Origin of the sequence: Colwellia marinimaniae (assembly GCF_002207865.1) — a bacterium.
In the GTDB taxonomy this organism is placed as follows: domain Bacteria; phylum Pseudomonadota; class Gammaproteobacteria; order Enterobacterales; family Alteromonadaceae; genus Colwellia; species Colwellia marinimaniae.
In genome coordinates, this window is the sequence record NZ_BDQM01000042.1 from 14,814 (window position 1) to 27,560 (window position 12,747).

Consider the following 12,747-nt stretch of genomic DNA (forward strand, 5'->3'; position numbering starts at 1 on the left):
TGCAATAAACAGTTAATTTTGTTGGTGTTCATAACTATCATAGGATCAAGTCTACTCTGACCTTGACCGCCTATTCGTCTGAGTTAAGTAAACCTAAAGTTTGGCCTTTTTTACCGCGTTATTGCCACAATTTATTCAGGCGAACCAAGCGCTGTGGCTAAACAGTAAAAACATGCCATAAGTCCGTCGTAAATGAGCGAGCTTATTCAATAAAGCTCAGTAACACTGATGATATTCGCTCACACGGCATAAACACTTGATAAAGAGGACATTAGATAGAAAAAGCCAATATTCACGATTAATATTGGCTTTTTGATTTATTCACCGTGCTGACAGCACCAGCTAATTAGGCTATTTCTCTGCAGCAAGCTTACGCGCTTGATGCAATTTCTTGTAGCTCTCAATCAAACGTTGATGCTTATCTAAACCTTCAAGCTTCATACTAGTAGGTGTTAAGCCAAAGAATCTGACTTCACCAAAAACAGAGCCAACAACATTGGCCATATTCTCTTCACCAAACATTCTATTGAAGTTACCGATAAAGTCTTCCAGTTCCATTTCTTCATCAATAGTAACTTCAAGGACAGCATGAATTGCTTGATAAAATAAACCACGTTCTACCGTATTATCATTGTATTGTAAAAACTCGGCGACTAACTCAATAGCATCTTCAAGTGCGCCAAGTGCTAGGCAGATTAGAATTTTCAATTCAAGAATAGTTAACTGGCCCCAAACGGTATTTTCATCAAACTCAATACCAATTAAGGTTTTGATATCAATGTAATTATCTTGTTGGCTTTCTTCTAAACGGTCAAACAAACTGGTTAATTGCTCTTCACTTAAACTATGCAGATTTAAAATATCTTCACGATAAGCAAGTGACTTATTAGTATTATCCCAAATCAAGTCTTCTACCGGATAAATTTCCGAATAATCTGGTACTAGAATACGACAAGCAGTAGCACCAAGTTGATTAAACTCCGCAATATACACTTCTTTACCTAGGCCTTTTAAAATGTCCATTAAGCCGGCATTTTCTTCTTCATTGGTGCCAGAGAAATCCCATTCGACAAAATCATAATCATGCTTATTAGAAAAGAAACGCCATGAGATAACACCGGTTGAGTCAATAAAGTGATCAACAAAGTTTTCCGGCTCAGTCACCGCCATGCTATTAAAAGTAGGTTTAGGTACGTCATTTAAACCTTCAAAGCTACGACCTTGCAATAATTCAGTTAAGCTACGCTCTAATGCCACTTCAAAACTTGGATGGGCGCCAAATGAGGCAAAGACTCCCCCGGTTTTTGGATTCATCAAGGTGACGCACATCACTGGGAATTTACCGCCTAATGAAGCATCTTTTACTACCACAGGAAAGCCCTGTGCTTCTAAGCCTTCAATGCCCGCTAATATGGCTGGGTATTTAGCAATAACTTCTTTAGGTACATCAGGAAGAACGATTTCTTCGGCGATGATTTGCTTTTTAATCGCGCGTTCAAATATTTCTGACAAACATTGTACTTTCGCTTCAGCTAAGTTGTTACCGGCGCTCATGCCATTACTTAAAAATAAATTTTCAATTAAGTTTGAAGGGAAGTAAACCGTGGCACCATCAGACTGACGCACATATGGAATTGAACAAATGCCACGTTCCGCCATACCCGAGTTAGTATCTATCAAATTTGAACCGCGCAACTCATCTTCAGGGTTGTATATAGCTAAACAATAGTCATCTAAAATATCCTTGGGTAGCGCATCATCATTGCCCGGCTTAAACCATTTTTCATTGGGATAATGAACAAAGTCACTGTTAGCAATGTCTTGACCGAAAAATTGCTCGTTATAAAAGAAGTTACAGTTAAGGCGTTCAATGAACTCACCTAAGGCTGAAGCAAGTGCACTTTCTTTGGTTGCGCCTTTACCATTAGTAAAACACAGTGGCGATGCCGCATCACGAATATGTAATGACCAAACATTAGGCACAATATTACGCCACGAAGATATTTCGATTTTCATGCCAAGGTCAGCCAAAAGGCCTGACATATTGGCAATGGTTTCTTCTAGTGGTAAATCTTTACCTAAAATAAAGGTGCTAACACCATCTTCAGGTCGTTGCATCAACATAGCTTGAGCATCTTCTTCAAGGCTAGTAACGGCCTCAACTTTAAATTCTGGCCCATTCTGCACGACTTTTTTCACGGTACAGCGGTCAATTGACCTTAAAATACCTTTTTTGTCTTTTTCAGAAATACTGTCAGGCAACTCCACCTGAATTTTAAAGATTTGGTTATATCTGTCTTCTGGGTCAATAATATTATTTTGTGATAAACGAATATTATCCGTTGGGATATCACGAGCATTACAATAGACCTTAACAAAGTACGCTGCACAAAGCGCCGAAGATGCTAGGAAGTAATCAAAAGGACCTGGCGCTGAACCGTCACCTTTATAGCGAATAGGCTGATCGGCGATGACAGAAAATTCGTCAAACTTGGCTTCAAGCCTGAGGTTGTCGAGAAAGTTAACTTTGATTTCCATTGATATATTTCCGAAGTTGTATGCCGCCAATCGATAGACTGGTGTTAATGGCGCTAATTATCGGATTTTTTGCGCCATTAGTCTTGGATTAATTAAGCAATAATGAAATAAAATGAATAAAGCGCTATTTTTTGGTGATATGTAAGTCAGTCCGTAACTTTAGCGGAAGATACCTAAGGATAAATAATAAAAAACTGGTTAGTAAACCGAGTTTTTATCCAGATAAAATATTACTATGACTAGCAGTAAGCCAAGCACTTAATATTAAACATTCTACTTTAGACTCTTTGTTTAAGGTAAGTCAGTGCATCTAACCTTGTAGAAAAGATATGCTCAGCAGGAATTTTATCAAGTAATTTTAATTTATTAAAATCTTCTCGTACACGCTCACAGACACTCGATAGTAAAATATCGCGCCCTTGATTTCGATAACTGACAATAATTTCTTCGATAGCAATGGTACTGGTAATACCAACAAAGCGGGCATCGGTTAAATCAATCAATAACGTTTTATTTTGATCCGTCTCTGAAACACTTTGTTTTAATCCGCGCGCAACACCGAAACCGATGGGCCCTGAGATATTAAGTAATAACACGCTATCGTCCATCGCTTCTAATAACTCTCTCTCTGGCTTTGATAGATGCTCGGCCTCTTTGGCTGTGCATAGCTTTATATTATCGAGTTGGATGTCTGACAAACGGCGAATGGTCACTAGGTTTGCTATAAAAACACCCACTAATACCGCGGTAACTAAATCAAAGGCGACCGACATTATCATAGTAGAGATCATCAAGCCGACACTAAACAAAGGCACTTGATGAAGGCGTTTAAGGAAGTTCCAATCAATAATGCTGATGCCAACATGGGTCAAAATTGCCGCTAACACAGCCACAGGAATATACGCTGTGTATTCCCCTGCCCATAAGACAATAGCTAAAATAAACAGTGCATGAAGAATGCCCGATAAAGGCGTAGTACCTCCAGCCCTTAAATTGGTTACTGTGCGCATAGTCGCGCCACCACCCGGTAATGCACCAAAAAGGCCGGCGACAATATTACCAATACCCTGACCGACAAGCTCTTGGTCAGAGTCATGTAATTCGTTGGTGATACTATCCACCGTTAATGAAGTCATTAACGAGTCTAAAGTACTTAAGGTGGCAATTAATAACGCCGATTTAATCATTTCACTGGCTAAAGAACTTTCCCATACCGGCATATTAAAAGCAGGTAATTCACTGGCAATAGCGCCAACAACCGGCATTTCTGCGCCAGAAAAAACATAAAAACAGGTTGCGCCAGCAACCGCGATAATACTTGCGGGTACTACCCGACTATATTTTTGCGGCCAAATGAAGAGTATTGCTAAACAAGCTAAACCCAATAAAGTATTCGTGCTAGTTAAAGTGCTTAATGACAGCTCTAATTCAGGTAATGAGTGACCAAATAAGGGCTCAATTTGCGAGAGAATAATGAGTATGCCAATACCCGAGGTAAAACCTGAAATAACCGGATATGAGACTAAAATGAAGTACTTACCTAGCTTAAAAAAGCCAAATAACATTTGAAATAAACCCGCCAGACTGACCACAGTAAATGCTGCGGCAATACCATTGTCCGGAGATTGCGCGACAAAGCTGGTTAATATAGCAACCATAGCAACCGTTAAACCGGTATTAGGGCCAGATATTTGTTGATTTGTGCCACCAAATAAAGAAGCAAATAATCCGGTTATAATCGCACAATAAATACCGGCACTAGCACCCGCGCCTGAGGTAACGCCGAAAGCTAAAGCAAAAGGTAGAGCAACGATGGTTGATGTTAACGCACCAAAAATATCACCTTTAATGGTTTTTCGGTTAAAATGTGCTAGAGAAAGCATGGCTACCTAATTTAATTGATTGTTAGTGGCATTTACTTACCTTAAAAGTATTCTCGCAGATAGATATCGCGTACTTTTCTCGCGTAATGCCATGAAAACACTATGACTAAACGATTTACAACGTTATTGCTATAAGTCGAATCAGACCCTAATTCAAATTGTACACTAAAAAAGCATTCTTGACACTATTGACAAGTTTTCTATTTTAAGGATAGGATGAAGTGTTAATGATCAGATAAAAACCAAAGACAATAACTACTTTAACAAGAACCAAATTCTGGGAGCCATGTTGAAACCTTTGAATTTATGGAATTAAGTTCAACTCGATTTTACCAAGTGAAATTGTACATCTAACTTTTCACCGTACTTTCTAGTTAACTTTAATTTTATCGGCTATAGCGAATACCCTATAGTTTTGATGAGTTTCACCATGTGGAATTAACAAACTGTTATACTTATTAACTTTAAATTTTATTTGTGCACTAATGAGTCAGCTAAACGGAAATTGGGTCCAACACAGCCTCTTTCTAACATTAGCAATCGTTGTTCTACCTGCTGTATCGGTAGCACTGCGACAAGCAGGTCACACTTAAAAAACACCAATAAACGACCTTTAATATCAACCAATGAGAGAACTGTAGTTATGGAACAGGTTAGTAAATCTTACGAAAACGAAGAAGACAAAGAAGATAAAACTAATGACGTCGGTCTGTTAGAACGTCTTTTTAAACTATCAGAGCATAATACATCGGTAAAAACTGAGCTTATGGCCGGTCTTACCACCTTCGTGACCATGTCATATATTATGTTTTTAAACCCGGTTATTATGTCAAATACTGGCATGCCATTTGATGGTTTGTTCTTAGCAACCTGTTTAGGTGCTGCTATTGCCACTATCATAATGGGTTTGTACGCAAACTGGCCTGTTGGTCTTGCGCCAGGAATGGGCTTAAATGCTTTCTTCACTTTCTCCGTCGTCGGTGGCATGGGTTATAGTTGGCAAATTGCCTTAGGTGCGGTATTCCTGTCAGGGGTCCTTTTTGTTTTTATGAGTGTTACCCGACTTAGGGAATGGATGCTTGATAGTATTCCCATGAGCTTACGGCTTGCCATGACCGCAGGTGTTGGGCTTTTCTTAGGCTTCATCGGCCTACGCTTCACCGGCATTATTGTTGCTAGTCCTGATAACATAGTTGCCCTTGGCGACATGACTCACTTTGGCTTTGGTCAATTTGGGCCAGAAGCACCAGCACTAGGTTTCTTAAGTTTCTTACTTATTTCTGTGCTTAGCTATCGTAAAGTTTTTGGTGCGGTAATCATTGGTATTGCGTCAGTAACCTTACTTGCATTTGTTATGACTTGGGTATTACCTGTTGATTTCTTTGTTGTTGCCGAGGCTGCTAAATCTTTTGCTCCTCAATCTGGTTTTGTTGCTTATAATGGCATACTAGCTGTTCCTGAGTTTTCGGCTCTTGAACCCATTTTATGGAAAGCCGATATTGCTGGCGCTTTTCAAGTAGCGTTAATTCCTGTCATTGTAACTTTCTTATTTGTTAACATTTTTGATACCGCGGGTACCTTAATGGGTGTTGCTGAGCGCGCTGGTTTGCAAGACAAAAATGGTAAGATTAAAGGCTTAAGCAAGTCTTTAAAAGCTGACTCTATTGCTTCTGTTATTGGTACAGGTTTTGGTTGTCCTCCGGTAACTTCTTATGTTGAGTCTGCCGCTGGTGTAGCTGCTGGTGGTCGTACTGGTCTAACCGCAGTAACCATAGGTTTATTATTTGCTGTTGGGATGTTCTTCTTACCCCTGGCAAAAATGCTACCTGCCTTTGCCGTAGATGGCGCGCTTATCTATGTAGCTATGTTAATGATGAGCTCACTTAAAGGTTTAGATTGGGATGACTTGACGGAATACGCTCCAGCTGTCTGTACTACAATTATGATGGCGTTTACCTTCTCTATTGCGAACGGTATTGCTTTTGGTTTTATCACTTACACTGTCTTAAAAGTGGGTACAGGTAAATCTAACCAAGTATCTAAAGGTGTTTGGGCGTTAACTGTTTTATTTATTGCTAAATTTATATTTTTAAACTAAAAACAGCATTTGCTTAACGTTAATAAAAAGCCTTTGCTCGCAAAGGCTTTTTTGCATGAATAATAGCGACAAAAGCTAACACCTACACCTATTATTGACATAGGTTATACCCGACCAGGCAGCTAATCGCTGCCTTTAATAATTAACTCAATAAGAAATAAATAACAATGAAACATACCATTGAGGTAATGATCTCAGCAGAGCAAATTAAAACGCGCGTCGCCCAATTAGGGCAACAAATCAGTGAACATTATCAAGATAGTGATAACTTAGTTATGGTTGGTTTACTGCGGGGCTCATTTGTTTTTATGGCTGATTTAACCAGAGCCATTTCTGTTCATCATAGTGTTGATTTTATGACCGCATCGAGCTATGGCAATAACACGGAAAGCTCTCGTGATGTTCATATACTAAAAGACCTTGATGATAATATTGAAGGCAAAGATGTGTTGCTGGTAGAAGATATTATTGATACCGGCAATACCTTAAGTAAAGTGCTGGAAATATTAAAGTTACGTGGCCCTAATTCTATTCAAATATGTACTTTATTGGATAAACCGACTCGCCGTGAAAAACATGTCGATGTTAAGTGGGTAGGTTTTGAAATTGCCGATGAATTTGTCGTTGGTGTCGGTATTGATTATGCACAAAAATATCGCCACCTGCCCTATATAGGTAAAATTATTCCTACTGAATAAAAACGCTAATCGCTGCCTTCGTACATAAAAAATCCGACACTAGGTCGGATTTTTTATGTTGAAACTCAATACATTTAATATAATGCCAAACAATTATCGATGTGAACGTTTATGTTTCATCGAATAAAACTTTTCAACTTGCTCCTCAGTCAATACACTTTTCATGGCAAATTTACTTTTTGCTTTTACTAACGCCATCGCCGCAAAGACATCTTGGTTACTCGCCTGCAATTGGCTAAAAGCTTGCTCATCAAAACTTTCCGCCGACATTAAGGTTTTAACTTGCTCTCGAAAGGCATTCATTGCTGGTTTTAATGCTAGCATTTGCAGCTTTTCTTCCTTTTTAAGTGCTTTTATATCGGCTTGCTGGCTTGCAGACAAACCCAGTTTTAGGGTCAGTTTAGCGAATTTTTTTTCACTCATTTGCTGGTAGCTTTTATCGCTAGCTTTATCATGGGCATGATTACCCTCATAACCGGCAAGGCTAACAGGCGATAACAGCAAAGCTGAGCAAAGCGAGATGGCAATAGTAATATTTTTAAGTTGAGTTTTCATTTGATATTTCCTTGTTAGGTATTTTCAACTCTCTTGTTAACGAGTTAAATTATCTTTAATTAGCTTAAGCTTTAGTATAACGAGGCTTTTTGCAAAACAGTGCAAAGCAGTGTAAAGCTATGTAAAGTTATCTTCTGCTGAGCGAAGATCACGTAAACTAATGAAATAATGAACTTCCTAGCCAGAAGCTGCTGTCACTAACATAAAAAGAGCCCTTGAAATGAGCAAAAGTACCTCACAAGTTAAACACATTTTATTGATAGATGATGATAAAGAGTTTGCCGAGTTACTTACCGAATATCTTGCCTGTGAAAACATCAAGGTAACGGCTTGTTTAGATGGTGCCAGTGGTTTAGCAAAAGCATTTGATGACTGCTTTGATTTGATTTTACTTGATGTCATGATGCCTGTACTCAATGGCTTTGAAGTGCTAAAAGCATTAGGTGGCAATCATAAAATCCCTATTTTAATGCTAACCGCTAGAGGCGATGATAATGATAAAATTTTAGGACTAGAGTTAGGTGCCGATGATTACCTAGCAAAACCGTTCAAACATAGAGAGTTATTAGCACGTATAAATGCCATTTTTAGACGTATCGCCATTGTAAAAAACCAAAATACCACAGCGATAAATGAACCGACCGAGCAACTTATCATTAATCAGGTCAGGATAAACCAAGCTACTCGTGAAATATTTTGTCAAAATAAATTACTTGAACTAACGGGTACTGAATATTTAGTACTGGTTTATATGCTTAAACATCACGGTAAAATTCTCAGTAAAGCAGAAATATCCGAGCAAGTGTTACAACGTAAACTAAGCCCGTATGATAGAACTGTCGATGTGCATGTCGGCAATGTCCGTAGAAAGCTACTCGCTATTGACCCTATAGATAAGATAAAAACAGTGCGCGGAGCGGGTTATGTGTTTTTACAAGGAGAACAGTAACTATGCTCAAGCAATTATCACAGTGGTATAAAAATTTCTCTTTAGGCATTAGCTTAAAGCTATTTCTGGCGTTTTGGCTGGTCATTCTCACCTCAGTACTGATCAGCTACCTAGTGACCATGCAATTTAGGCATACTCCCACCCAAGAGCAAGCCAACCCAGAGCAATTAAAGCTATTAACAAACTACCAGCAGAAACTGGCGGGTAAATCGCACATTAGACTGAGAGAAATACAGCATAAGTTTCACCAAAAACATCAACAGTATTTAATTTTTAAAAGACTAAGTACCAACGATATCTATACACCAAGGCAGCGTATTTGGTCAAAGGTAAAAAACTATTTAAAAAGACACCCGTTAGAGAACCCAGTCACTATTGACTTTGCCTTTACCCAAGTGACCAGTTCGCAACCTATAATGCTCAATGGTCAACAGTTTCAATTATTTATTGCCAGTGAACCACACCATAAACGCTTGGTTAGCTTGGTCAACCGACTCCCTGTTGCTTTGCGTCTGATCTTATTGCTAGCCATCAGTTTTTTGTGTTGCTGGTTACTCGCAAAAAGCTTTACTAACCCCTTAATAGCGCTGCAAAAAGCCAGTAAAGCCTTAGGTGATGGTAAATTAGCAACCCGTATCACAAAGTTTGACCGACGCTCTGATGAGTTTGGCGATCTAGCGCGAAGCTTTAACCAAATGGCACAGCAATTAGAAAACAATATTACCACGCATCAACGTTTATTAGGCGATGTCTCCCATGAACTAAGGTCGCCACTAACACGCTTACAGTTAGCCATTGCTCTAGCTGAAAAAAACATGGGCAATAGCGCTGAGCAACAAAAACATTTGACCCGTTGTGAAACTGAAGTCGACCGTCTAGATGAAATGATAGCCGATGTACTTACGCTTTCAAGACTTGAGCATAGCCATAATACTTTTACTGTCGATGAGGTAGAATTAAAGACGTTACTTACCCAAGTTGTTAATGATTGCCAATACTTTGCTACCAGTAAAAATGTCACTATAGCGATAAAGGGGCTAGTTAGCTGTACCCTTTTCGCCGACAGTAAACTGCTCGCCAGTGCTATCAGTAACATATTAAATAATGCGATAAAGTATTCGCCCAATAGCCAAATAGTGACAGTTGAATTATCTCAGCAAGATGACAAAATAAGGCTAAGTGTTATCGACCATGGTCCTGGCGTACCAAGTGAAATGATAGCAAAGATTTTTACGCCGTTTTTTCGAGTGGCTGATGGTAGAGAACGCAGTAGCGGTGGCACAGGTTTAGGGCTAGCCATTGCCCAGCAAGCCATTCATTTGCATCAGGGTGATATATTCGCACAAAACCAACCGACAGGAGGACTAAAAGTAACCATTACACTACCGGCATTATTGAATAAAAATGAAAACAATACGTCATTATAGACAATAAGAAATTCAAGCTTTCTATTGTGGATTTTAATGAGGGTCTATTCGAATAGGCCTAAAAAAAGGGTCTCAGATATTAATCTAAGACCCTTTAATAATGGCGGAGAGCATGAGATTCGAACTCACGGAAGGGATAAACCTTCACTCGCTTTCCAAGCGAGCGCCTTAAACCACTCAGCCAACTCTCCAAAACTTTTCTCAATCCTGATAGTATAAAAAACTGTCTATCAAAATTGTCTAATTACTGTATAACAATCTCTTTTTCAGTATGCTAAGTTATTATTTAGTAATAACTCTAAACGTGATGGTGTGTATTTAAACTCTCGTTCGGGGCTAAATCTAAACACTCTTTGTATGTGTATCAATTCAACCTACAGACACTCAGCTAGCGCACCACAATTTAACAAGCGCTATGGTAAAAAAAAAGCGGCACAGGTGCAAGGCTATTTTAGCTTAATCGTTGTTTAATTTTAGCAAAATAGCTTAACTGCTGCTTATTTATTCATAAATGCTAAGGAATCAATAAAGTAGGCGATTAACTAAGCATTACCCTTAACTATCAACTTATTTTCAGCCGCAAAATTAAGCATTCTATTTAACGGTATTAATGCTTTTGCAGCTAGCGCTTCATCTACGTTTATTACTTTACCTACCGGGCTTACTAACGCATCATGAATCGATTTTAAGCCATTCATTGCCATCCAAGGGCAATTAGCACAACTACGACAGGTTGCGCCGTTACCGCCTGTAGGTGCAGCGACAAAGGTCTTTTCTGGGCTAGCTTGTTCCATCTTATAAAAAATACCTTTATCGGTTGCGACGATAAAGTGTTTATTAGGCATTTCTTGACTTGCTTTAATTAGCTGACTAGTAGAGCCCACGGCATCAGCAAGCTCAATGACATTGCTAGGCGATTCAGGGTGTACTAATACCGCAGCATCAGGATATTGTAGCTTAAGGTCACGTAATGCCGAGGCCTTAAATTCATCATGGACAATACAAGCACCCTGCCACATCAACATTTTAGCGCCGGTTTCTTTTTCTATATATGCGCCTAAGTGACGGTCAGGCCCCCATAAAATCGGTTTTCCTTCACTCGCAAGCATCTCGACTATTTCAAGGGCAATACTCGAAGTAACCACCCAATCAGCTCGCGCTTTAACAGCAGCTGAGGTATTTGCATAAACTACCACGGTATGATCAGGGTGTTGATCACAAAAAGCTGAGAACTCCTTAATTGGACAGCCTAAATCTAATGAACAAGTTGCTTCCAGCTCAGGCATCAACACCAATTTTTCAGGTGTTAATATTTTAGCGGTTTCGCCCATAAACTTAACACCTGCAACAATTAATGTTTCTGCTGCATGCTGCTTACCAAAACGAGCCATTTCAAGAGAGTCGGCAACACAACCTCCCGTTTCTTCGGCAAGCGCTTGAATTTCAGGGTCAGTATAGTAGTGAGCCACCAGTACGGCATTTTTTTCTACTAAGAGCAGTTTAATTTTCTTTATGTATTGCGCCTTTTCATCATTTGTTAAAGGCTTTGGCTTAGCTGGGAATTGAAAATCAAAATCTACCGCGATATTACTTACACTCATGGGTTCTCTCTAAATCAGGACACGTTCAAACGCGGCAATTATAAGGGAAAGCGCTACTAATGTGTAGTAGATAATAAGCAGTATAACCGCTTCGTTATAGAGTAACTGTCAGCTATATATCAAGACATGCTAATAAAGTGTTTTAACTGAGTGAGATTGGCTTAAATAAGCTAGCTAGGGTAAATGAGAGTATTTAGTATGCTATGAGTAAGAAATGTCTTATTGAGTAGTAGGGTTGGTGATTTTATTGAATTAGCAGTGGTCGGCGGTGAAGAATTTGAAGCTTCGAATTAATTGCGGTAACGGTTAAAAGCCTAGCTTAAATTATCAGTAAGTACTTTCAATTAGCAGTGGTCGGCCGTGAAGGATTGGAACCTTCGAGCTAACTGAGTTAACTGAGTTAACGGTTAAAAGCTTGGCTTGAATTATCAGTAAGTGCTTTCAATTAGCAGTGCTCGGCCGTGAATGATTTGAACCTTCGAGCTAAGTGAGTTAACGGTTAAAAGCTTGGCTTGAATTATAAGTAAGTACTTTCAATTAGCAGTGGTCGGCTGTGAAGGATTTGAAGCTTCGAATTAATTGCGGTAACGGTTAAAAGCCTTGCTTAAATTATCAGTAAGTACTTTCAATTAGGAGTGGTCGGCTGTGAAGGATTTGAAGCTTCGAATTAATTGCGGTAACGGTTAAAAGCCTGGCTTAAATTATCAGTAAGTACTTTCAATTAGGAGTGGTCGGCCGTGAAGGATTTGAACCTTCGACAAATTGGTTAAAAGCCAACTGCTCTACCAACTGAGCTAACGGCCGTTCCTAATCTCTATAACTTAACTACTTCACCAATCAAACGTTCAGGCTGACCTTTCGTTAAACTGGACAAAGCTTAAAAGCTTTAATCGTTTTCTTTTACAACACTAATCAATTAGGAGTGGTCGGCCGTGAAGGATTTGAACCTTCGACAAATTGGTTAAAAGCCAACTGCTCTACCAACTGAGCTAACGGCC

Annotated in this window: 8 protein-coding genes and 2 tRNA genes; 4 read left to right on the forward strand and 6 right to left on the reverse strand. The window is 39.2% G+C overall.

Annotation, left to right across the window (positions count from 1 at the left end; genetic code table 11):
* Positions 1-351: 351 nt before the first annotated feature.
* Positions 352-2,538 (reverse strand): OsmC domain/YcaO domain-containing protein, encoded by a 2,187-nt coding sequence (locus MTCD1_RS16555; RefSeq protein WP_057181373.1) that lies wholly within the window; start codon positions 2,536-2,538, stop codon positions 352-354.
* Positions 2,539-2,816: 278 nt separating this feature from the next.
* Positions 2,817-4,421, reverse strand: a complete 1,605-nt coding sequence (locus MTCD1_RS16560) for a SulP family inorganic anion transporter (protein WP_057181374.1) — start codon at positions 4,419-4,421, stop codon at positions 2,817-2,819.
* Positions 4,422-5,064: 643 nt separating this feature from the next.
* On the opposite strand from MTCD1_RS16560, the gene MTCD1_RS16565 reads away from it, so the two are divergent.
* Positions 5,065-6,519 (forward strand): NCS2 family permease, encoded by a 1,455-nt coding sequence (locus tag MTCD1_RS16565; RefSeq protein ID WP_088568975.1) that lies wholly within the window; start codon positions 5,065-5,067, stop codon positions 6,517-6,519.
* Positions 6,520-6,686: 167 nt separating this feature from the next.
* The gene (gene hpt / locus MTCD1_RS16570) at positions 6,687-7,217 is read left to right on the forward strand and encodes a hypoxanthine phosphoribosyltransferase (RefSeq protein ID WP_057181375.1); all 531 of its coding nucleotides are present in this window, start codon (positions 6,687-6,689) and stop codon (positions 7,215-7,217) included.
* A gap of 93 nt (positions 7,218-7,310) precedes the next feature.
* On the opposite strand, the gene MTCD1_RS16575 is transcribed toward hpt, so the two are convergent.
* A complete protein-coding gene (locus MTCD1_RS16575) occupies positions 7,311-7,772 on the reverse strand; it encodes a Spy/CpxP family protein refolding chaperone (protein ID WP_057181376.1) in 462 nt (153 codons plus the stop codon).
* A gap of 220 nt (positions 7,773-7,992) precedes the next feature.
* On the opposite strand from MTCD1_RS16575, the gene MTCD1_RS16580 reads away from it, so the two are divergent.
* The gene (locus MTCD1_RS16580; protein WP_057181377.1) at positions 7,993-8,721 is read left to right on the forward strand and encodes a response regulator transcription factor; all 729 of its coding nucleotides are present in this window, start codon (positions 7,993-7,995) and stop codon (positions 8,719-8,721) included.
* A gap of 2 nt (positions 8,722-8,723) precedes the next feature.
* Positions 8,724-10,148, forward strand: a complete 1,425-nt coding sequence (locus MTCD1_RS16585) for an ATP-binding protein (RefSeq protein ID WP_057181378.1) — start codon at positions 8,724-8,726, stop codon at positions 10,146-10,148.
* Positions 10,149-10,249: 101 nt separating this feature from the next.
* Here MTCD1_RS16585 and MTCD1_RS16590 read toward each other — a convergent pair.
* The 3 genes from MTCD1_RS16590 to MTCD1_RS16600 all read right to left on the reverse strand — a co-directional run bounded on the left by MTCD1_RS16590 (position 10,250) and on the right by MTCD1_RS16600 (position 12,553).
* Positions 10,250-10,339, reverse strand: a tRNA-Ser gene (locus MTCD1_RS16590).
* A 351-nt stretch (positions 10,340-10,690) separates the two neighbouring features.
* Positions 10,691-11,749 (reverse strand): quinolinate synthase NadA, encoded by a 1,059-nt coding sequence (gene nadA / locus MTCD1_RS16595; protein WP_057181379.1) that lies wholly within the window; start codon positions 11,747-11,749, stop codon positions 10,691-10,693.
* Positions 11,750-12,477: 728 nt separating this feature from the next.
* A tRNA-Lys gene (locus tag MTCD1_RS16600) sits at positions 12,478-12,553 on the reverse strand.
* Between the last annotated feature and the right edge of the window lie 194 nt (positions 12,554-12,747).